This window comes from Shewanella sp. 1180_01, from assembly GCF_052850535.1.
Genome location: NZ_VXCT01000001.1, coordinates 40,820 through 63,359 on the forward strand (window position 1 = coordinate 40,820; position 22,540 = coordinate 63,359).

The 22,540-nt window shown below is 45.9% G+C and carries 21 protein-coding genes and 1 other annotated feature; of the genes, 18 read left to right on the forward strand and 3 right to left on the reverse strand.

Annotation, left to right across the window (positions count from 1 at the left end):
- Window positions 1–132 precede the first annotated feature (132 nt).
- The 7 genes from lepB (at window position 133) to FW758_RS00205 (ending at window position 5,406) form a co-directional block, all read left to right on the forward strand.
- Window positions 133–1,050 (forward strand): signal peptidase I, encoded by a 918-nt coding sequence (gene lepB, locus FW758_RS00175; protein ID WP_446444326.1) that lies wholly within the window; start codon window positions 133–135, stop codon window positions 1,048–1,050.
- Between the two features lies 1 nt (window position 1,051).
- Window positions 1,052–1,732: a ribonuclease III gene (gene rnc, locus FW758_RS00180; protein ID WP_446444327.1), complete on the forward strand. Its 681-nt coding sequence runs from the start codon at window positions 1,052–1,054 to the stop codon at window positions 1,730–1,732.
- Window positions 1,729–2,745: a GTPase Era gene (gene era / locus FW758_RS00185; RefSeq protein WP_006085067.1), complete on the forward strand. Its 1,017-nt coding sequence runs from the start codon at window positions 1,729–1,731 to the stop codon at window positions 2,743–2,745. The genes rnc and era overlap by 4 nt, the downstream gene beginning before the upstream one ends.
- Before the next feature lie 28 nt (window positions 2,746–2,773).
- Window positions 2,774–3,484 carry a DNA repair protein RecO gene (gene recO / locus FW758_RS00190; RefSeq protein ID WP_006080781.1) on the forward strand — a complete coding sequence of 237 codons (711 nt, stop codon included), beginning with the start codon at window positions 2,774–2,776 and terminating at the stop codon, window positions 3,482–3,484.
- Between the two features lie 70 nt (window positions 3,485–3,554).
- Window positions 3,555–4,292, forward strand: coding sequence for a pyridoxine 5'-phosphate synthase (pdxJ, locus tag FW758_RS00195; RefSeq protein ID WP_259543805.1), 738 nt, complete (start codon window positions 3,555–3,557; stop codon window positions 4,290–4,292).
- Window positions 4,292–4,675 (forward strand): holo-ACP synthase, encoded by a 384-nt coding sequence (acpS, locus tag FW758_RS00200; RefSeq protein ID WP_446444328.1) that lies wholly within the window; start codon window positions 4,292–4,294, stop codon window positions 4,673–4,675. Before pdxJ ends, acpS begins: the two co-directional genes overlap by 1 nt.
- A gap of 209 nt (window positions 4,676–4,884) precedes the next feature.
- Window positions 4,885–5,406, forward strand: a complete 522-nt coding sequence (locus tag FW758_RS00205) for an Mpo1 family 2-hydroxy fatty acid dioxygenase (RefSeq protein ID WP_413472317.1) — start codon at window positions 4,885–4,887, stop codon at window positions 5,404–5,406.
- Window positions 5,407–5,506: 100 nt separating this feature from the next.
- On the opposite strand, the gene FW758_RS00210 is transcribed toward FW758_RS00205, so the two are convergent.
- Together FW758_RS00210 and FW758_RS00215 are read right to left on the reverse strand one after the other, a co-directional pair.
- Window positions 5,507–6,781 (reverse strand): HlyC/CorC family transporter, encoded by a 1,275-nt coding sequence (locus FW758_RS00210; protein WP_006080785.1) that lies wholly within the window; start codon window positions 6,779–6,781, stop codon window positions 5,507–5,509.
- Between the two features lie 99 nt (window positions 6,782–6,880).
- Window positions 6,881–7,669, reverse strand: a complete 789-nt coding sequence (locus FW758_RS00215; protein ID WP_006080786.1) for a cytochrome C assembly family protein — start codon at window positions 7,667–7,669, stop codon at window positions 6,881–6,883.
- Window positions 7,670–7,958: 289 nt separating this feature from the next.
- On the opposite strand from FW758_RS00215, the gene ffh reads away from it, so the two are divergent.
- The 11 genes from ffh (at window position 7,959) to FW758_RS00270 (ending at window position 19,061) form a co-directional block, all read left to right on the forward strand.
- Window positions 7,959–9,332 (forward strand): signal recognition particle protein, encoded by a 1,374-nt coding sequence (gene ffh, locus FW758_RS00220; protein ID WP_006080787.1) that lies wholly within the window; start codon window positions 7,959–7,961, stop codon window positions 9,330–9,332.
- Window positions 9,333–9,550: 218 nt separating this feature from the next.
- Entirely contained in the window at window positions 9,551–9,802 is a 252-nt protein-coding gene (gene rpsP, locus FW758_RS00225) for a 30S ribosomal protein S16 (RefSeq protein WP_006080788.1), read from the forward strand.
- A gap of 20 nt (window positions 9,803–9,822) precedes the next feature.
- Window positions 9,823–10,353: a ribosome maturation factor RimM gene (gene rimM / locus FW758_RS00230; RefSeq protein WP_006080789.1), complete on the forward strand. Its 531-nt coding sequence runs from the start codon at window positions 9,823–9,825 to the stop codon at window positions 10,351–10,353.
- A gap of 15 nt (window positions 10,354–10,368) precedes the next feature.
- A complete protein-coding gene (gene trmD, locus FW758_RS00235) occupies window positions 10,369–11,115 on the forward strand; it encodes a tRNA (guanosine(37)-N1)-methyltransferase TrmD (RefSeq protein ID WP_006080790.1) in 747 nt (248 codons plus the stop codon).
- Between the two features lie 34 nt (window positions 11,116–11,149).
- A complete protein-coding gene (gene rplS / locus FW758_RS00240; protein ID WP_006080791.1) occupies window positions 11,150–11,503 on the forward strand; it encodes a 50S ribosomal protein L19 in 354 nt (117 codons plus the stop codon).
- Between the two features lie 260 nt (window positions 11,504–11,763).
- Window positions 11,764–12,855: a 3-deoxy-7-phosphoheptulonate synthase gene (locus FW758_RS00245; RefSeq protein WP_446444329.1), complete on the forward strand. Its 1,092-nt coding sequence runs from the start codon at window positions 11,764–11,766 to the stop codon at window positions 12,853–12,855.
- 27 nt (window positions 12,856–12,882) lie between these two features.
- Window positions 12,883–14,022: a bifunctional chorismate mutase/prephenate dehydrogenase gene (tyrA, locus tag FW758_RS00250; protein WP_446444330.1), complete on the forward strand. Its 1,140-nt coding sequence runs from the start codon at window positions 12,883–12,885 to the stop codon at window positions 14,020–14,022.
- 216 nt (window positions 14,023–14,238) lie between these two features.
- A complete protein-coding gene (gene hcp / locus FW758_RS00255) occupies window positions 14,239–15,903 on the forward strand; it encodes a hydroxylamine reductase (protein WP_446444331.1) in 1,665 nt (554 codons plus the stop codon).
- Window positions 15,904–16,035: 132 nt separating this feature from the next.
- Complete coding sequence (locus tag FW758_RS00260; protein ID WP_446444332.1) at window positions 16,036–17,211, forward strand: FAD-binding oxidoreductase; 1,176 nt, start codon at window positions 16,036–16,038, stop codon at window positions 17,209–17,211.
- Window positions 17,212–17,377: 166 nt separating this feature from the next.
- Window positions 17,378–17,713: a hypothetical protein gene (locus tag FW758_RS00265; protein WP_006080796.1), complete on the forward strand. Its 336-nt coding sequence runs from the start codon at window positions 17,378–17,380 to the stop codon at window positions 17,711–17,713.
- A 43-nt stretch (window positions 17,714–17,756) separates the two neighbouring features.
- The gene (locus tag FW758_RS00270; RefSeq protein WP_446444333.1) at window positions 17,757–19,061 is read left to right on the forward strand and encodes a cation:proton antiporter; all 1,305 of its coding nucleotides are present in this window, start codon (window positions 17,757–17,759) and stop codon (window positions 19,059–19,061) included.
- Between the two features lie 164 nt (window positions 19,062–19,225).
- Here FW758_RS00270 and FW758_RS00275 read toward each other — a convergent pair whose 3' ends face one another.
- Window positions 19,226–21,220 carry a chorismate mutase gene (locus tag FW758_RS00275; RefSeq protein ID WP_446444334.1) on the reverse strand — a complete coding sequence of 665 codons (1,995 nt, stop codon included), beginning with the start codon at window positions 21,218–21,220 and terminating at the stop codon, window positions 19,226–19,228.
- 41 nt (window positions 21,221–21,261) lie between these two features.
- Window positions 21,262–21,378, reverse strand: a sequence feature (Phe leader region).
- Window positions 21,379–22,540: the final 1,162 nt, after the last annotated feature.

Sequence of the window (22,540 nt, forward strand, 5' to 3'; positions counted from 1 at the left end):
GCGCTTTAGTTAGGTTATCGTATTGGTTTATCACTTTGGTTTACCAAGGTCGAATACGGTAAGTTAACTAAAGTATGATATTCGCTGAGTTAGGCACCTTTAAATGATTTTAAAGCAGGAGTTCAATAAGCAATGGCAGCGTATTTTTCCATTATTCTAGTGCTAATCACCCTGATCTCGGGACTTATTTGGTTAGTCGATGTACTCGCATTCGCCCCTAAGCGTCGTGAGAGTTTAGCGTTAGCCAAGGCCTCGCAAGCGACGTTAACCGAAGAAGCTGAGTACCAAATCATCCGTGAGTCGACCATAGTCGAAACCGCGCATTCTATTTTCCCTGTGATTGCCTTTGTGTTGATCCTGCGTTCATTCATTTATGAGCCATTTCAAATCCCATCGGGCTCTATGATGCCAACCCTCTTAGTGGGCGACTTCATTCTGGTGGAAAAATTCAGTTATGGGCTTAAAGATCCCGTATGGCGCACTAAACTGGTTGAAACTGGCGAGCCAAAACGCGGTGATGTGATCGTGTTTAAATACCCTGAAAATCCGCAAATTGACTACATCAAACGTGTTGTCGGTTTACCAGGTGATAGAATTATTTACCGTAACAAGCAGTTGATGATCCAGAAGGCTTGTGGCGTTGAGCAAACAGCTTGCCCAGAACCACAAGTTATCGCCCGTACTGAAATCAGCCGTGGTGATTATAGCCAAGATGGCGTGCCATTACTGCGTTACACGGAGCAACTGGGCGAGGTCGCCCACGATATTTTGATCAACCCAAGTCGTCCCGACATGCTGGGATATTTTAAGCGCGAAGGTAATTTACCTGCGGGTGAGTTTTTAGTTCCTGAAGGCCATTATTTTGCCATGGGTGATAACCGCGATAACAGTACCGACAGTCGTTTCTGGGGCTTTGTGCCAGAAGAAAACCTGGTCGGTAAAGCGGTAGCGATTTGGATTAGTTTTGAATTTGACCGTTCAAAAGCCGACTTCCTCCCAACTTGGGTGCCAAGCGGTGTGCGTTTTGAGCGTGTAGGTGGAATTAAATAGCATGGAACCGATTAAAAATTTGCCACGTTTGTGTCGTACTTTAAGTTATGAGTTCAAGAATATTGAGCTGTTGACTCAAGCGCTAACTCACAGAAGTGCGGCAAATAAACACAATGAGCGCTTAGAGTTTTTAGGTGATTCAATTTTATCTATTGTGATTTCTGATGCGTTATATCATCAGTTTGCGAAGGCGACCGAAGGCGATTTAAGCCGGATGCGCGCTACCTTAGTGCGCGGTGATACCTTAACGATCATCGCCCAAGAATTTAAGCTCGGCGATTATTTGTATCTCGGTCCTGGCGAATTAAAAAGTGGTGGATTTAGACGCGAGTCGATTCTTGCCGATGCGGTTGAAGCCATTATTGGCGCCGTCTACCTTGATTCCGATCTCGAAGTTTGCCGTGCATTATTGCTGAAATGGTATGCCGAGCGTTTGGCCGAAATCCAACCTGGGATCAGCCAGAAAGACGCGAAAACCTTACTGCAAGAACATTTACAAGGGTTTAAAAAGCCGCTGCCTGATTACCAAGTAATCAACATAGAAGGCGATGCCCACGATCAGACATTTACCGTTGAATGTCGTATTGAAGACTTGAGCCAAAGCGTCATTGGTGTGGCGAGTTCACGCCGTAAAGCCGAGCAAATCGCGGCCGCTCAAGTATTGGAGTTACTAAAGAAATGACCAAAAAAACAGACTTGTCAGGTATTGATGCTGCAAAAGCGGCAACTGAGCCGAGTTTAGATGAATTACTGGCAAGGATGAATGCGGCCGCGCCAACGCCGTCGGCCCATTACGATGTCACTTATTGTGGCATGGTGGCGATCATTGGTCGCCCTAACGTCGGTAAATCGACGTTAATCAACCGTTTGCTTGGTCAGAAGGTGAGTATTACTTCTAAAAAGCCGCAAACGACGCGCCACCGTATCATGGGTATTCATACCGATGGTCCTAAGCAAATTGTGTTTATCGATACACCGGGTTTGCACATTGAAGAGCAGCGGGCGATTAACCGCCTGATGAACCGCGCAGCGGCCAGTTCGCTTGCCGATGTGGCTATGGTGATTTTTGTGGTTGATGGCATGACATGGACCGCCGATGATGAGATGGTGCTCAGCAAGTTACGCCGTGGCGGCGAAGAGCGTCAGACGATTCTGGCGATCAACAAAGTCGATAATATCAAAGACAAAGAATCACTATTCCCGTATTTGGAAGAAGTCGCCAAAAAATATCCTTTCGATGAAATTTTGCCGATTTCAGCCAGCAAGGGCACTAACGTCCAGCGAATTTTAGAACTGGCAGCGGCATCGATTCCTGAGGGACCTTTCTTCTTCCCTGAAGATTATGTTACTGACCGTTCGCAACGTTTTATGGCGTCGGAAATTGTGCGTGAAAAACTGATGCGCTTCCTAGGTGATGAATTACCCTATGATGCGACGGTTGAGATCGAACAGTTTAAGATGATGGAAAATGGCGTTTATCAAATCAATGCCCTGATCCTCGTTGAGCGTGAAGGTCAAAAACGTATGGTGATCGGTAGCAAGGGCGAACGTATTCGCACTATTGCGACTCAAGCCCGCTTAGACATGGAAACCTTGTTTGATAATAAAGTCTTCCTCGAAGTGTGGGTGAAAGTGAAATCTGGTTGGGCCGATGATGAACGCGCCCTGCGTAGCTTAGGTTACGGCGACGATTAAGCATTAATTCCAGCGAGCGCGCTTACCGATGAAACGTGGCTATGTTCTGCATCATCGTCCGTATCGAGAGTCTAGTGTCTTAGTTAACCTCTTAGTTGACGGCATTGGACGGGTCGATGTGGTTGCCCGAACCGGCAGCGGTAAGCGCTCTATCAAGAGTATTCTCCAGCCCTTTCAACCGCTGATCTTCGAATTTAGCGGTAAGTCTGAATTAAAAACCTTAACCCAAGTCGAAGCCGCTGCACCTGCTGTGCCTCTATCTGGCCAAAGTTTGTTTGCTGGCATGTATATCAATGAGTTATTGGTTCGCACTTTGTCTGTGCAGCACAACGCCGAAGAGTTGTTCCTCATTTATCATCAAGCCTTAGTCGGCCTTGCCGCGAAGTTTTGCCAATCCCAACTGCGTTATATTGAGCTCGCCTTGCTGCGGGAATTAGGTTTTATGCCTTCGCTTAGCCGCGATACTCAGGGCGAACCACTCGTTGCTGAAGATTATTACCAGCTCGTGCCTGAGTTAGGCTTTCAATTTGTGCTCAACTCCCGTGCTCGCAATGCCTATCAAGGTGCTATGTTGACGGCGCTTAACGATAATCAACTCACCGATGTGCATTTTTTGAGCGCTAAGTTATTGATGCGTTCCCTGTTAAAGCCATTACTCGGGACTAAACCTTTGCTGAGCCGACAATTGTTCGTCAGCGCTGCCACGCCAACCAAGATTGATGGGAATAATTCGCCCTAGCTCCTGTTTTTTTGTGTAAGCCTAAGTACAATAAGCCGCAATATCAGCGTTCAACATTAAGGAGTTCCCGATGAGCCGTATCTTATTGGGCGTGAATATCGACCATATTGCTACTCTGCGTCAGGCACGTGGCACTAGTTATCCTGATCCTGTGCATGCCGCCGCCGTTGCTGAACATGCTGGCGCCGATGGCATCACTATCCATTTACGTGAAGACAGACGCCACATCATAGACCGCGATGTGTATCTGCTGGCGAAAACCTTGAAAACCCGCATGAATTTCGAATGCGCGGTGACCGAAGAAATGCTTAATATCGCCTGTGATATTAAGCCGACCTATGTCTGTTTAGTGCCAGAAAAACGTCAAGAAGTTACTACTGAAGGCGGTTTAGATGTGGCAGGGCAGTTAGATAAAATTACTGCCGCAGTGACTCGTTTAGCCGCTGAGGGCATTCAAGTTTCCTTATTTATCGATGCTGATAAAACCCAAATCGATGCCGCTGTTGCCTCTGGCGCACCGCTTATCGAAATCCACACTGGCTGTTATGCCGATGCGAAAACGGAAGCACAAGAAGCCACTGAGTTAGCGCGTATTAGCGAAATGGCCAAATACGCCCATGGCAAAGGTTTAGTGGTTAACGCGGGTCATGGTTTGCATTATCACAATGTGAAACCCATTGCGGCGATTCCTGAGTTATATGAACTCAATATCGGCCATGCGATTGTCGCACGTGCCGCGATTGACGGTTTAGCGACAGCAGTGAAAGACATGAAAGTGTTAATGCTTGAAGGTCGTCGAGGCGAATAATGGCGATTGTCGGCCTAGGCACAGATATCGTCGAGATTGAGCGTATTCAGGCGCATGTGGCGCGCGCAGGCGACAAGCTCGCTAAACGTGTGCTGACCGAGGCTGAGTTGGCCATTTATATTGCCCATAGTCAGCCAAGCCGTTATCTTGCCAAGCGTTTTGCCGCCAAAGAAGCCGCAGCCAAAGCGCTCGGTACGGGTATTGGCCGCGGCGTGTCGTTTCAGCATATTCACATTGGCAACAATGAGGATGGTGCGCCGACGATTCACTTTACCGAGGGTGCTTTAGCGCGCTTACAGCAGCTTAAAGCGACGGTTGGGCATATCTCTATTGCCGATGAAAAATCCTATGCGATTGCGACGGTAATCATAGAGTCTCAATAAACCCGAGTTGGTGTTTGTCGTCTATCAAAAAGGAACCTTAGGGTTCCTTTTTTTATTTCTGGATGGGTATCAAAATAAGTACCAAACAATAAAGTGCAACAATTAGTTTACTTTTACTGTTCAGCTTAATTGTTTTGCGCTAGTTTATGGCTTGCGCGTCGCTCAATTTGGCGCAGTTAAAAGCAGGGGCAAATGAAGAGGAACCCGACATGAAATCCGCCGCAGAGCAGTTATCGACCTACAAAAGTGTGCATTTAAATCACCGTAATATTCAGACCCATTTTATTGGCATCCCACTGATTATTTGGTCTGCTTTCCTGTTGCTGGCCACTGTACGTATTCCGCTGGGCAGTCTGGGCGAGACCAGTTTAGCCTTGATTGTCGGCGTGTTAGTGTCGGCCTACTATGTCCGTTTACACTTAAGGCTCTCAATGGGGCTGATCTTATTTATGGTTCCTGTACTGCTCACAACTGAATGGGCGGCGCATATTGCCGGTGCCACTTGGCTTGCCCTAGGGGTATTTGTGGTGGGCTGGGTGTTCCAGTTAATTGGCCATAAATATGAAAAAGCCAAGCCTGCCTTTGTAGATGATTTGAGTCAGTTATTAATTGGGCCATTCTTCTTGATGGCGGAAGTGTATTTTATGTTGGGCTTAGAAAAGGCGCTCAATGCCCAGATAACGCCGATGGCGGTTGAAAAGCGCCGCGCACTTGAGGCCAAAAAGATTTAACTCGTTACATCACTTGGGAAAAGTATTGCTCGGGGGAGCAGCCGGCCGGACTACATATTAGTATGTGGTTCGGCCGATTTTTTATGGGGCAAATCGAAAGCTAAGCTCTGGGCGGGTGATAATGCAGCGGTATGATACGCACAGTTTTAATCATATTTTCTGCCACATCTATGATCTCTAAAGGATAACCGGCTAAACGTAAACTGGTGTTGGCAGAGGGGATTTCCTCTAGGTATTCTAGGATCAGACCGTTGAGGGTTTTAGGGCCGTCGGTCGGGAAGTTCCACTTCATTTCTTTATTCAAATCGCGAATGGTAATGCTGGCATCGACTAAGTAACTGCCATCTTGCTGCACTTTGATATCTTCACTCGGCGTGGTTAACATTGAAGTAGTAAAGTCGCCGACAATCTCTTCGAGAATATCTTCGAGCGTCACCAGACCTTGAATATCGCCATATTCATCAACCACTAAGCCGATGCGCTCTTTGTTCTGTTGAAAGTTAGCCAGTTGCACATTGAGTGGCGTACCTTCAGGCACAAAATAGAGCTCTTTCACTGCGCGCAGCAGAGATGACTTACTAAATTGCTCTTTCGATTGTAATCGCAGGGCATCGCGCAAATGAATAAAGCCCACCGCATCGTCAACTGTGTCGCGATACACTAACACTCGGGTGTGTGGACTTTGGATCACCTGACGATTGATGACCTTAAACTCGTCATTGACGTTAATCCCGTAGATATCTGAGCGCGGCACCATAATGTCTTCAACGGTGACTTTCTCTAAATCTAGGATAGATAACAGCATTTCTTGGTGACGTTGGGGGATAAGAGCCCCAGCTTCATGTACGACAGTGCGCAACTCTTCTTGGCTCAACGCATCGCTACTATTGACGGTTTTAATTCCCATCAAACGTAAAAAGCCTGACGTGATGAGGTTAACGCCTTTTACGAAGGGCGCTAATAGGATCAACAACCATCGCAGCAGTATGCTGGAGGGGAAGGCGATACGTTCGGGATTTAGTGCGGCGATGGTTTTGGGGGTGACTTCAGCAAATACCAATACAACGAGTGTCAGTACACCGGTAGCGATGGCGACACCTAAGTCCCCCCAGAGACGCATACCAATAATAGTGGCGATGGCCGATGCTAAAATATTGACTAAGTTATTGCCGATTAAGATTAAGCCAATCAAACGGTCTGGACGCTCAAGCAACTTCAGAGCTCTAATCGCCCCTTTATGGCCATTGCTGGCTAAGTGGCGTAGACGGTAACGGTTGAGTGTCATCATGGCGGTTTCTGAGCCTGAGAAATAGGCAGAGAATAGGATAAGCACTAGTAAAACGATCAGGAGTGCGCTTGTCGATATAGCGTCCAAAAAAGGCTCCAATATGGCCAGTAAACTTAAATAAATACCGACATTTAAAAAAAGTGTCAAGTCGGTAGCGGCATTAACTGCCTTTGCCGACTTAAATGTTTAGTTGAGGATTAACTCTTTGACAATGCGCGCGCCAAAATAAGCGAGCGAAAGCAAGGTGGCGCCAGTCAAAGTGTAAATGACTGCGGTACGAATTTTACAGCCGACCCAATACTGTTGCCACAACATAGTTATGTATACAAACCAAGCCATTATCGACAGGATAGCCTTATGACCTTTGCCATCGGCGAACATGTCTTCAAGAAAGATAAAGCCAGTTGCGAGTGACAAACTGAGCAAGATAACGCCAATAATCACTAAATGATAAAGTTGTTTCTCAACTGTCATCAGTGGCGGAATACCTGGGCTCAGCATAAATTGTTTTTTCTTCAGCTTATTTTGGATCATCGCCAGTTGTATCGCATACAGGGCGGCAATCATCAGAGCACTGTAGGCCATGAGTGACAATACTACGTGGGCTAATACTTCAGGATAAAGCTCAAAATGCGTGATGAACTTAGGCGGTAATAACCAGAGTAGGGCGACCGAGAGCACAGAGCAGGCGTAAACCACGGGCACTACGACGATCACCTTCAGCCTGAACATCAACACTGTAAAAGTAAAGGCGATAATCCAGTTCACTAAGGAAATCACGTTCGTCAGGCTAAAGTTTTGCCCATCGGTGGTGAAAATCACTTGGGATAATGCAGCAGCATGCAGAATGACCGCAATGGCTGCTATGCCTGCGACGGCGCGGCGATTCGGACCGTCGGGGTGGAACAATCGACTCGTCACTAGTACCAATGCAATGCAATAAAAAAACATGGCTGAGGCAGAAAAGATGACCATGGGTAATTAACCTATTTGTGTAGTTAAAGGTGCCTTATAAACGGGGCATACAGATCAATATTTTCCCTAGAATAACATGAGCTGTCGGCAAATGGGCAGTGACATGAGTTGCAAAATTTAGCAGATTCTTATTGTTAGGGTTAAATAGTGTGTTAACGACAATAAAACATGACTCAGCGCAAGTAAAACACTTAACCACAATCAAGATGGGTGCAGCAGTAGCATAATGCGCATGCATCGTTATAATACAGCCCATCAATCGAGATTCTTAAAGGTATAGAACAGGACGATGTTTGAGAACCTAACCGACAGACTGTCACGCACACTGAAAAATATCAGTGGCCGTGGTCGCTTAACTGAAGAAAACGTTAAGGAAACCCTGCGCGAAGTGCGTATGGCACTGCTGGAGGCCGATGTTGCCCTGCCTGTGGTGCGCGAATTCGTTAATAATGTAAAAGAACGTGCCGTTGGCCAAGAAGTCTCTAAAAGCTTAAGCCCTGGTCAAGCCTTCATTAAGATAGTTCAAAGTGAACTTGAAAAATCCATGGGCGAGGCGAATGAAGCCTTAGATTTAGCCACTCAGCCGCCAGCCGTGATCATGATGGCGGGTCTGCAAGGTGCGGGTAAAACCACCAGTGTGGCCAAACTGGGTAAATTTTTACGCGAACGCCATAAAAAATCGGTATTGGTGGTCAGTGCCGACGTTTACCGCCCAGCGGCGATTAAACAGCTTGAGACGTTAGCGCAAGAAGTCGCGGTGGAGTTTTTCCCATCGGACGTCAGCCAAAAGCCAATCGACATTGCGAAAGCGGCGATTGCCCACGCTAAATTAAAGTTCATCGATGTGGTGATCCTCGATACCGCGGGTCGTCTGCACGTCGACGAAGCCATGATGGACGAGATCAAAGGCTTACACGCTGCGGTCAAGCCTATTGAGACCTTGTTCGTTGTGGATGCTATGACAGGTCAAGATGCGGCGAATACGGCTAAGGCGTTTAACGAAGCTTTGCCACTGACAGGGGTTATCTTAACCAAAGTCGATGGTGATGCGCGCGGTGGTGCTGCGTTATCGATTCGTCATATTACTGGCAAGCCGATTAAATTCCTCGGTGTCGGTGAAAAGACCGACGCGTTAGAACCGTTCCATCCCGATCGTATTGCTTCGCGTATTTTGGGTATGGGCGATGTGTTATCGCTTATCGAAGAAGTTGAGCGCGGCGTCGATAAAGAAAAGGCCATGAAACTGGCTTCGAAAGTGAAGCAGGGTGGCAGTTTCGATTTAGAAGATTTCCGTGAGCAGTTACAGCAAATGAAAAACATGGGCGGCATGATGAACATGCTGGAAAAACTGCCCGGTGTGGGTCAATTGCCCCCAGAAGCCTTAGCGCAAATCCAAGACGGCAAGATGACAGGCCAAATGGAGGCCATCATTAATTCGATGACGTCCAAAGAGCGTAAGAACCCTGATTTAATCAAGGGCTCACGCAAGCGTCGTATTGCTGCGGGTTCTGGCACGCAAATCCAAGACGTAAACCGTTTATTGAAACAGTTTACGCAAATGCAAAAGATGATGAAAAAAATGTCTGCTAAGGGCGGCATGCAAAAAATGATGCGCGGAATGCGTGGCATGATGCCGCCTGGAATGAAATTTCCAGGCCGTTAATCGGACATTTTTAGTTAAACCTAGCACTTTATCAGTCGGTTGACTCTGGTAACAATGAACCGCTTACGAAGGACGCAGGCGTAATAATCGCCATCTTTGGTTGCATTAGTTGGAAACTCAGGTAAAATCTTCCGGCTTTCTATCTGGGACTCTTCGCGAACACGGGGTTCCAGTTTTTATTTTTGCTTCAAAGCAAATCATTAGAGGATTGAAAACGCATGGTTACCATTCGTTTAGCTCGTGGCGGCGCCAAAAAGCGTCCATTTTACAACATCGTTGTTGCTGATAGCCGTAACGCTCGTGACGGTCGTTTCATTGAGCGTGTAGGTTTCTTCAACCCATTGGCCCGTGGCCAAGAAGAAACATTACGTTTAGACCTAGCTCGCGTTGAGCACTGGGTTTCTAACGGTGCAGCTGCTACAGAACGCGTAGCAAAATTGATCAAAGACGCTCGTAAAGCAACTGCTTAATAGCGTTAAGGTATAGATTGATGAGCAGTAACCAACAGCCAGTCGTACTGGGGAAATTAGGCTCCTGTCATGGCATTAAAGGTTGGCTGAAAATCACCGCCTATACCGATTCTGTTGAAGGTATCTTTGACTACTCGCCTTGGCTTATTAAAGAAAATGGTGAGTGGCGCGAAATAAAGGTCACCCAGTGGCGTTATCAAGGCAAGGCCGTTGTTGCCTTACTTGATGGCGTAGAAACACGGGAGCAAGCGCAAATGCTCACAAATTGTGAGATTGCGATTTTGCCGGAACAGATGAACGATTTGCCAGCAGATGAATTCTACTGGCGTGATCTCATCGGTTGCGAAGTGGTCAATACAACTGGCTATAACATGGGAATTGTCGATCAGATCGTGGAAACAGGATCGAACGACGTATTACTCGTTAAAGCCAACGCTAAAGATAGTTTCGGCAAAGTGGAACGTATGATCCCCTTTGTCCCTGAGCAGTTCATCAAAACGGTGGACCTGCAAGGTAAACAGATTTTAGTGGATTGGGATCCTGACTTCTAAGTCGAGGTACAACAGATGTGGTTAGGGGTAATAACCCTGTTCCCAGAGATGTTCCGTGCCGTGACAGACTTTGGAGTTACGGGTCGAGCCGTGAAAAACGGCCTGCTCGAGTTGCACACGTGGAATCCCCGTGATTTCACCCATGATAGACATAATACGGTAGATGACAGGCCTTACGGCGGTGGTCCCGGAATGTTGATGATGGTGCAACCCTTGCGCGATGCCATTCATGCAGCGAAAGCCGCAGCGGGTGAAGGTGCGAAGGTGATTTACTTGTCACCTCAAGGACGCAAGCTGGATCAGCAAGGCGTCACTGAGTTGGCTCAATCATCACGTTTGATTTTGGTCTGTGGTCGATACGAAGGTATTGATGAACGCATCATTCAAACGGAAGTGGATGAAGAGTGGTCGATAGGAGATTACGTGCTTTCGGGCGGCGAATTACCGGCGATGACCCTGATAGATTCAGTATCGAGATTGGTTCCTGGCGTGCTAGGAAAACAAGCTTCGGCGGAGCAAGATTCTTTCTCCGACGGTTTACTGGATTGTCCACATTACACTCGCCCTGAAAGCCTTGATGGTGTTGATGTACCGGCAGTGCTGCTAAGTGGCAACCACGAACAAATTAGACTCTGGCGTTTACAGCAAAGCCTTGGTAGGACTTTACTGAGACGGCCAGAATTATTGCAAAATCTAGCTCTGACTGACGAACAAACGACTCTATTAGCGCAGTTCGTTGAAGCAATGAACAAGCATGCTTAGTCGTAGCTCAGTTAATTCTAGAACGGAGTAAGTTATGAACAACATCATTAAAATGCTCAACGATGAGCAAATGAAACAAGACGTACCTGCGTTTGGTGCTGGTGATACAGTAGTAGTTCAGGTTCGTGTTAAAGAAGGCGATAAAGAGCGTTTACAGGCTTTTGAAGGCGTTGTAATTGCTAAGCGTAACCGTGGTCTGCACTCTGCATTCACAGTACGTAAAATCTCTAATGGCGAAGGTGTTGAGCGTGCTTTCCAAACGCACAGCCCACTGATCGCTAGCATTGAAGTTAAGCGTCGTGGTCGCGTTCGTCGCGCCAAACTGTACTATCTGCGTGATCGTTCAGGTAAATCTGCACGTATCCGTGAGAAGCTGGCAACTAAGTAATAGTTACCGCTACAGAAAACAAGACGTAGTGTTCGCACAGAAAACCGCCCTAGTGGCGGTTTTTTGTTGCTGTTTTTTGAGTATTTATACTTGATCTAAAGAGAATGAACAGGCATAGTGGTCGCCTGGTTGTAATGGTGTAGCGTTACAAGAGTGCATTGCGATGGATTTACGCTATTTTTCTTCCGAAATGAATGCCCAAGCTGACTTGAAGTCCTGCTTCGACAACTGGGTTAAACACTAAGTCTTAGGTGGTAAGCATGCAACAAGATACGATTAACAACGTACACATCAGTTCAGAAAAAGTCTTAATCACACCGCAAGAGCTTAAAAATGCCTTGCCACTCTCTGAGCATGCTTATCGTTATATCCTCAATGCCCGCAAAACCGTGGCTGATATTGTCCATAAGCGCGACAATCGAGTATTGATCGTCACCGGGCCTTGCTCCATCCATGATATCGCCGCCGCTAAGGAATACGCTTTAAGGCTTAAAACCTTGCACGATGAACTCAGTGATGAGTTTTACATCTTAATGCGAGTGTACTTTGAAAAGCCGCGTACTACGGTCGGTTGGAAAGGCATGATCAACGATCCCGATATGGATGAATCCTTCGATGTCGAAAAAGGTCTGAAAATGGCCCGTGAGCTGATGATTTGGTTGGCCGAATTAGGGCTACCAGTCGCCACTGAAGCGCTTGATCCTATCAGCCCTCAGTACATTTCTGAGCTAGTGACTTGGTCGGCCATCGGTGCCCGCACCACTGAATCGCAAACCCATAGGGAAATGGCATCGGGTCTTTCTATGCCAGTTGGCTTTAAAAATGGCACCGATGGTAAGCTCGATGTGGCGATTAATGCGCTAAAATCAGCAGCCAGCAGTCACAGATTTATGGGCATTAACCAACAGGGCCAAGTCGCCTTATTACAAACTGCGGGCAATCCCGATGGTCATGTGATTTTACGCGGCGGCGTAACACCCAACTACGATGCCGCAAGCGTGGCAGAATGTGAGGCGCAGCTTCACAAAGCCAAACTCAATGCACGTTTGATCATCGATTGCAGCCACGGCAATTCATCCAAAGACTACAGCCGCCAAAAGCCTGTGTGTGAAGATGTGTTCGAGCAGATTTATAACGGCAATAAATCGATCATCGGCGTTATGCTTGAAAGCTATTTAAATGAAGGCAATCAAAGCTGTGATAAGCCATTAAGCGAGTTAGCTTACGGAGTATCTGTGACAGATTCCTGTATTAACTGGGAAAAAACAGAAACTATTTTACGTGACGGCGCGGTGAAGTTATCTTCAATACTCCCGGCACGCTTCGATATGCTTAAAGTAGCTAACGCTTAAATTGGCGACAGCTTAATGGACTCAGGTATGAATGAAAAAACAACGGCCGAATTAGAACATCTTCGCGGCCTGATTGATGGTGTCGATCAGCAATTATTGCATTTACTGCGTAAGCGCTTAGATCTAGTGGCGCAAGTGGGCACAGTGAAACACGGCGCCGGTTTACCGATTTATGCACCACAGCGTGAAGCCGCCATGCTCGCTAAACGCCGCGAAGAAGCGAAAAACATGGGGATTGCACCGCAATTAATTGAGGATATTTTACGCCGCTTGATGCGTGAGTCTTATCTCAATGAAAAAGATGTTGGCTTTAAGCAAGTTAAAAAAGATCTCGGCTCAGTTGTGATTGTCGGCGGTAAAGGGCTACTCGGTGGACTGTTTTCACAAATGCTGACCTTATCTGGCTACCAAGTGAATCTGCTCGATAAAGACGATTGGCAGCAAGCAGATAGCCTATTTTCCGATGCGGGCATGGTGTTAGTGACTGTGCCGATTGCGATTACTTGCGAGCTTATTCGCGAAAAGCTGACCCAATTACCAGCCGACTGCATTCTGGCGGATTTGACCTCCATCAAGACCGAGCCGGTTAAAGCCATGCTTGAGGCGCATTCTGGTCCTGTCGTCGGTTTCCATCCTATGTTTGGTCCCGATGTGGGCAGCCTGGCGAAACAAGTCGTGGTGGTGTGCCACGGTCGCTCGCCGGAAAAATACCAATGGCTACTCGAGCAGATTAGCATTTGGGGCGCACGGATTGTCGAAGCAGAACCTGAACGTCATGATAGTGCAATGCAGTTAGTGCAGGCGATGCGCCACTTCTCGACCTTTGTGTATGGTTTGAATCTGTGCAAGGAAGAGGCAGATATTGATACTTTGTTGCAATTTAGCTCGCCGATTTACCGCTTAGAATTGGCTATGGTAGGGCGATTATTCGCTCAAAGCCCAGAGCTTTACGCCGATATTATTTTTGCCCAGCAAGATAGCCAACATGCAATCGGCGATTACTTAGATAACTACCGTGAGGCGTTGGAGCTGCTAAAACGCGGTGACAGGGACGAGTTTATTAAGCAGTTCCAAACCGTCGCTAAATGGTTTGGGGATTTTGCTCCCCAATTTCAGCGTGAAAGTCGTATTATGCTGCAATCGGTAAATGATATGAAAACCAATTAATAAATAACAAGTTATTCTTTAAAACGCCCATCATTGATGGGCGTTTTTTTATGAATTTTTGGCAGGTTTGATTGCTTATATTAGCGATCACTTAAAGTGATCTTTCTCTAACATTTAGCATCTCATTCTAAAAATGACTGTCGCTTATGGTGTGTTTAGGTAGACTAGTTTTAAACATGCAAAAATAAAGCATGAATTTAAATTAGGAGTCTATCCATGTTCTGTATTCAATGTGAGCAAACCATTCGTACACCCGCTGGCAATGGTTGTAGTTATTCCCAAGGTATGTGTGGCAAGTTGGCGGCAACGTCAGATCTGCAAGACTTGCTGATTTACATGCTGCAAGGCGTGTCTGTTTATGCCGTTAAAGCCCGCGAGCAAGGCATTATCGATGCTGAGATTGACAGCTTCGTGCCTAAAGCCTTTTTCTCTACCCTTACCAACGTCAACTTTGATGACGAGCGCATTATGGCCTATGCGCAGCAAGCGGCTAAGTATCGAACTCAGCTAAAGGCATCCTACGAAGCGGCTTGTGAACAAGCAGGCATTGTTGCTGAGCAAGTGCCGCAAGTCGCTCAGTTAGTGCTGGGGACCAGTAAGGTTGAAATGCTAGCGCAGGCACCGATTGCGCTGCTGAATAAAGATAAGCATGACGTTCATGAGGACATCATGGGGTTAAGACTATTGTGTTTATATGGCCTTAAAGGTGCTGCTGCGTATATGGAGCATGCCCGCGTGTTGGGGCAGACTGATGCCGATGTAGCAGGGCGCTTTCATGAAATCATGTCTTTCTTAGGTGAGCCGAGTGTCGATGGCGATAAACTATTTACCACGGCGATGGATATTGGTCAGTTGAACTACCGCATTATGGCGATGCTTGATGCGGGTGAAACTCAGGCCTTTGGTCACCCTGAACCTACAGTGGTCAATACTAAGTCAGTTAAGGGCAAGGCAATCCTGGTCTCTGGTCATGATATGAAGGATTTAGAGCTTATCCTTGAGCAGACCGTCGGTAAGGGTATTAATGTGTTTACCCACGGCGAAATGCTGCCAGCATTGGCGTATCCAGCCTTTAAAAAATATCCACACCTTGTCGGTAATTACGGCAGTGCTTGGCAGAATCAGCAGCAAGAGTTTGCCAATTTCCCCGGTGCTGTGGTGATGACGTCCAACTGTATTATCGACCCCAATGTGGGCAGTTATAGCGATCGTATCTTTACCCGCAGCATAGTTGGTTGGCCTGGGGTGGTGCATATCGAAGGCGATGATTTCTCGGCTGTGATTGATAAGGCGTTGGCACTAGAAGGCTTTATCTATGATGAAATTCCCCACACTATCACGATTGGTTTTGCCCGCAATGCCTTGATGGCGGCTGCGCCAGCAGTGGTTGAAAATGTAAAAAGTGGCGCGATTAAACACTTCTTCCTCGTCGGCGGCTGCGATGGTGACAAGGCCGACAGAAGCTACTTTACTGAACTTGCGAAATCGACGCCTAAGGATTCATTAATTTTGACCTTAGGCTGCGGCAAGTACAAATTCAATAAACTCGAATTTGGTGACATTAACGGTATTCCACGTTTACTCGATGTGGGCCAGTGTAACGATGCCTATTCTGCGATTCAGTTAGCAATTGCATTAGCTGAAGTATTCGAATGTGATATCAATGAATTACCATTGAGTTTAGTGCTCTCTTGGTTCGAACAAAAAGCCATTGTGGTGTTACTGACACTGTTGTCACTCGGCGTAAAAAACATTCGCACAGGCCCTACACCACCAGCATTTTTAACCGTTAATCTAGCCAAAATTTTGGAAGAAAAGTTTGGTTTACGTAATACCACCACAGTTGAGGCCGATTTAAAGACCATGTTGAACGTGGCGTAAATCCGTCGGTGCTCATTGCTGAGGTCCGCTGAATATCGTGGCTTAAATCCGCAATGAGTGGTTGCTTAACTGCGGTTTTGCTTTCGGTTTTACCGGGAGTTGAAACCGCAGTGTGTTGCAGGTAAGAATGTAATGAATGCGATAAATTTGAGTGTGATGACAGAGGCAATATCAGCTTTGCCCCATAAACCTGAGAGTGTTAGTCCATTGGTGCACGCCGAGCCAGCGCGAAACGGACCAGCGCTTAGCGAACTGGTGTGCGTCGAACGTTGGAATGAAACCGTCGATGTGGTGAGTTTTCGTTTTCAAGCGGGCGAGCCGATGAAGTTTGACTATAAACCCGGCCAGTTTATGACCTTTGTGATCGAGATTAACGGCGAGCAAGTGTGCCGCAGTTATACCTTGTCCTCATCGCCATCGAGACCCTATTCCTTGATGGTGACGATTAAGCGTGTGGCGGGTGGACTGGTGTCTAATTATCTTATTGACCACTTGCAGCCAGGCCTGCGTGTGCAAGTGCTGCCACCTATGGGTCAATTTAACTTAGTTGATATCCCCGCGACGAAATACTTGTTTTTGAGTGCCGGTTGCGGCATTACGCCCATGTATTCGATGTCACTTTATCTAACTGACACTCAAATTGATGCCGATATTGCCTTTGTGCACAGTGCGCGCTCAGAGGCCGATATCATTTTTAAATCGTCATTGGAGACGATGGCGAACCGCTTTAATGCGTTTAAGCTCAGTTATGCGCTGGAGTCGGCGGCAGCATCACTTTTATTCTCCCCAAAGATAAGTTTTGATATAGGGCGATTAACTGCACAGATGCTGCAAACCTTAGTGCCTGATGTTGCTGAGCGAACGGTGTATCTCTGCGGGCCCGAGCCTTATATGCAGGCAGTAAAAGCGTTATTGGCCGAACTCAACTTTGATATGAGTCGGTTGCACCATGAGAGTTTTGCCACCGCAGAGAAAGCCGCACGTAATCAGCTCATGCAAGCAAAGTCGTCTGAAATAGATGAAAATCCACAAGCAGGGGCTTTTACTTTGCCTACTTTTAACTTAGTCATTGGCGATCGCAGCACAAGGCTAATGCAAGGGCAAAGTCTACTTGAGGGAATAGAGTCTGAAGGATTACCGATTATTGCTGCCTGTCGTTCGGGCGTGTGTGGCGCCTGTAAATGCCAAGTCTTAGAGGGAGAAACCGTATCGACGAGTGTGATGACGCTCAGCGCCGCGGAAATTGACGCGGGTTTTGTACTGGCTTGCTCTACAACGTTAACATCCGATGTGACACTTAAACTCTAGCGCGCTGATTAATTAGTGACAGTTACAAAGGGCTTATCAGGCTTATTCTTAAATGGATGGAAATATTTCTAATCCTTAGTTGCGCTTATCTCAGTGAGAACGTAAGGTTAATGACAAGGGCGTATGATGTTTGCGCCTAGTCCATTAGTCTGGCTGGAGTCTCTCAATGACAATGACAACCACTTATGCCGCAAAAATTGAAGACCGTTCTCTGGGGCATTTGTTGTACGCCTTGATGTCGGGCTTTCCCTTATTATTACTTCCCGTGCTGCTAAGTTTGTTCATTAATGTTTCCCAACGTCAATCCCATGGTAATCCATTATTGGCGTCGCATTTGCGTTGGCAACGGCATTCTAATGTCGCCTTTCTTGGCTTGTTAGTGCTCGGCTATTGCGTGCCGTTAACTTGGCTCAGTCTTTCGATTTATCTCTTTGGGATCATTTGGTTTTGCCACAGGATCATTAAAGGGTGGTTAAGTCTATTGGATGGTTTAGAAATCTAAACTTGTGCTAGAGTCTCTAAATTGATGATTTTTAGAGGCTCTTATGTCCAGTTACCAAATTTTGTGTATCCTCTGCGCCTTGGCGCTAGTCACTTCAGTTATCTCTTCACGCGTCCATAAACTGCAGGAAACTGTGGCCATTACGGCTATCGCCCTAGGCATGAGTTTGTTATTACTCCTAGGGGGAAAGGCCTTAGGTGGGCATGTTTATCTGTATTTTGTCTCAGGCTTAGAGAAGCTCGATTTTCAAGCCTTGCTGCTCAATGGCATGTTAGGTTTTTTACTCTTTGCCGGCGCATTGCAGATCCGTTTAAAAATACTGAGGCATCAGAAGTGGGAGATTTTAATCCTCGCCTTTGTCAGCACTTTATTATCGACCTTTATCATAGGAGGACTGTTATTTTGGGTCGCGCCTATGTTGGGTCTACCGCTACAACTCAGCCACTGCTTGCTGTTTGGCGCCTTGATCTCGCCAACCGATCCCATCGCCGTTTTGGCTATTTTAAAGAAAATGGGCGCGCCGGAAGATATTGCTATCCAAGTGGAAGGTGAATCTTTATTTAACGATGGCATAGGGTTAGTTATTTTTGTGGCGATATCGCAATTAGCCTTCTCCACTGAACCGCTGACGTTTGTCCATATCTCTGAGTTATTTATTCGTGAGGCGGTAGGCGGGGTTATTTATGGTGGCGTTCTTGGTTTTCTGCTGCATCATTTTTTCCGCTATTGCGAGGAAGAAACGCAATTGATGTTGGTCACTTTGCTGATCCCAACCGCGGGATACGTAATGGCGGAAGTGTTTGGGGTTTCTGGGCCTTTAGCCATGGTGAGTGCAGGTATCATCATAGGTAATTTCAGTGTGCCTAAGTTTTTTGCCCGCCACGAGCGAGTAAAACTACTGACATTTTGGTCGCTGATTGAATCTTTCTTCAATGCATTACTTTTCCTACTACTCGGCTTACTGCTTTTGTTAGTCACTTTTAAAGCACCATTGTGGTGGTTTATGTTTGTGGCTATTCCATTGGTGTTATTGGCGCGTGCCGTGAGTGTGGTATTGCCTTATCTCGGCTTTAGGCTGTTTAAGTCTTACAACCCCTATGCAGAGACGATTCTGATTTGGGGTGGTTTAAGAGGAGGATTAGCACTCGCGATGGCGATGAGTTTACCTGAGGGGATTGTCATAGATGCTATTGGTGGTGTGGAGCTGAGGGAACTATTGTTAGTAATGACCTATACCGTCGTCGTATTCTCTATTCTAGTACAAGGTTCGACTATGACAGGGCTTATTCGCAGGAGTAATGCGGTTACCGAACCATCGAGGGCTGTCGGCGCTTCTGAAAAAGCATAAAGGATGATTGCGCTACGATATAAACAATATTAAGCCTGTTAGTCATCACGCTGACTAGCAGGCTTATTTCAGTCAATCAGGGATAAAATAAGTGCCTTTTATCCCTGAATACACTTCGAACTAACCCCATTTCACTTTAAATTAAATCACTCAAGATCAAAGTTTTAAACCGCCCGATATAATTCCCGCACTACAGCGCTAATTAAGTTAAGCGACTCAGAGTCATTATTGCTGTCGAGTGGGTAATTGAGTATCAATCCATCCACTTTAAGCTGCTTAATACCTTGGGTTTGAACCAGCAGGGCATCATCCGAAACGGCATAGCTAGGGTTGATCAAGATGGGCAAATGACTCGTGGCTTTAATCTGAATCAGGCTCGCCAAATCGAGTGAGGGTAGATTGGCGTTATTTAAGGTTCTAATGCCAGAGTCACACAGTATAAGTTGCTGATTGCCTTGGCTTAAGATAATTTCTGTTGCCGTGAGTAATTCTTCAAAACTTGCCATATCGTTACGTTCAAGTATTAAAGGTATTGGCAACGTACCCGCTTGAGTGAGTAAGGTTTGATTAAACATCTGCTTACCCGCTAGAAAAAGCATATCGGCGTGCTGAACGGCTAATGGCATATCGGCTTCTTGCTCTATGGCAATAATGCACACTAGACCATATTGATGCAGGATTTGGCGCAGTTTAGCGAGGGTCACTTCCGCCATAGCCATTTGATTAACAGCATTAAGTAAAACCGCTTGGAATCCCGCTTCTTTAAGCTGTTTCACTTGCTGCTCGAAAGACGATAACGCTAAGTGTGAAATATCATTATTCAGCGTGATTTGCGCTATGGCACCGACATGCCCTGCACCGATTGTCATTGCACCGCAGTTGATCTCACTGGCTTGCTCTTTATAGGCTTTGCTATATCTAACAGGGCTGGTATTTGCTCCATTCTCGCTGATGACTTGATCCTTAGAGGTGCTAGGTTCAATCAGTAACTGGCTGTTGCTTAGCTGCGTGGGCTTGACTGTTTCGCAAGGATAGCAGCCTAATACTTTGATAAAACGGGTGATCCGCTCGAGTTGCTTTAAACCCGCCTGCATGGATTCACTGGAGATATTCGCGTCGATATCCAAATAAAACATCTCTTCCCAAGGTGTTCCAGGAATAGGGCGTGACTCTAGTTTGCTCATGTTTAGCTGATGCGCTTTCAGCACCAGCAGGGCTTCAACTAACGCACCGGCTTTTTGACCTGTTGCCATGATCAACGTGGTTTTAGCGGGTAACTGCTCTGGCACGGCAACGGCTTTGCGGGCAACGACGATAAAGCGGCTTTGGTTGATCTTCTGATTAGCTAAGCCCGCTTCTATCGATTCTAGCAGATAAAGAGCGCCACCTTCGGCGCTACCAATCGCTGCCGCGCTGTTATCTGGGCTTTGATTCACCTTGTCCATGGCTTCTGCGCTGCTTGAGCAGTATTCCAGTCTCAAGTCTTTGTGCTGACTTAAATATCTGCTGCATTGGCTAATAGGCTGAGGGTGGGCGTATACAGTTTTGATGTCAGCTAATTTACTGCCAGCTTTTCCTAGTAGGCAATGGCTGACTTCAATCGTCGTTTCACCAACGATCGATAGACTGGTGTGCTGCAGTACATCGTAGACTTCGTTGATTGAACCCGAGGAAGTGTTCTCAATCGGCAGGAAACCATAATCAGCATGCCCAGACTCAACGGCTTGCACTATTTCATCGAAACTTTGGCAACCTAAGTCCAGCATTTCAACTTGGCGGCGTTGGCAATAGCGGGTTGCTGCGAGATAAGAGTAGGAGCCTCGTGCACCGAGGTAGGCGATACAATATTGCTGTTTTTGTGTTTCTGGGTTGGCACGGCCGTGAAGGTAAGCTTGCTGATTCAATACTGAATCTTCAATGATACTTTGGTAAAGGGAGATAACATAGTGGGCATCTAATCCCTTTTCTCTGCCTTCTTTCACTAGCCTAGCGAGCAGTTCTTTTTCCCTTTGAGTATCTCTGATGGGTCTGACATCCACTTCTTTGCTACGGGCCACTTCTAGACTTAAGCGACGGCGCTCTGCGAGTAATGCCAACAGTTCATTATCCAGATTGGTGATCTGCTCTCGGGTTTGATTTAAAGGCTGTGGTGTATGCATTCTGACCTCAATTGCCGCCATGTATTTTATCAATCGTTTAAGACAAAAAAGCCTCCCAGTTGGGAGGCTTTGGATTTTTACTTTCGTTTTTACACAGTAAATCCGCCTCCTAGAGTGGGGGTGTAAAAAAGAAAGTAAAAAAAGCTGCTGTTATCATTTTCATGGTCTTAAAACTAAAGGGCTAGGGCTTAGCTGTCAATCAAAACTTTCTCACAGACAGCCTAAAAAGAAAGCGCACCCGAGGGTGCGCTGGTTTGAGTATGAATATATGGTCAAGCGAGTTTATCCTCCTTATGGTCAGTGTGGGACAAGGTAAAACACTCGTTTATCTTACATTTACGTGTAACAGTAAAACGTTAACAACTCACTAGATAACGACTTGCATTTACAATGAACATTAACAAGTACTTTATACGGCATAGTGTATAACATTGAAACTATGCTGTTTTGCAGTACCAGCGAACTTACGTTGACATGTCTTGCACTTATATTTTAACAATTAACACTTACATGGTTCTATAGCATTAAAAACTAAAACTAACATTTAAAATAAACGATTTACGGCTCATTAGTTGTACTAGGTACATATTGCTGTAAAAACAGCTTAGCCTTGTCATGCGTTTAGGTCTTGCTACTTACATTGTTACTTTTCACTTTAAAACCTAACGTGTTAATACATGGAGCGTATAACAAATTCTCATTTACTGTTATTACATTTTTCGTCAAGTCTAGATGCCCTCCTTTTTAGTTGATAATTAAACGTTATTTAAGGTGTCTATAAAGTATCAAAACTCAACTAACGGTAAAAGTTAACGCATTACATAAATAAATATTTATACGATTTACAGTTTTTACTATATAAATAACACTAAGTAAACTAATAACTTTCAATAAAACCAACGTATTGCACTTACATTAAACACTTACATTAAATCTCATGCTAAAAACGCTAACTTGTATATCAGTGTAAATATGACTCACTTCAAATCACTAATCTACATCTAACTAAATGTGACAGTTTATACCTCATTTATCTCAGTGTTTAGCACGAATTGGTGCCGACCCGTTTTACAATAAGCACTTTTGGTAATTTAGCTTTTTATCATGTGGCTTTTGTTTATGTTTACTTGTGCCTCCATTGTGGATATAAAAAATTCGATAGTTAAAGGTTTCGCTAATGTACTCGTTGCGCTGTACTCGGCTCCTTATGTTTATTCTGGTATTCAGCCATGCCGCCTGTTTCTGGTGGTCATCCTGTTATTCGGTCAAAATTGAGCACTACTTTAGTGAATGCCAACATACTTGATTGTAACTAATATC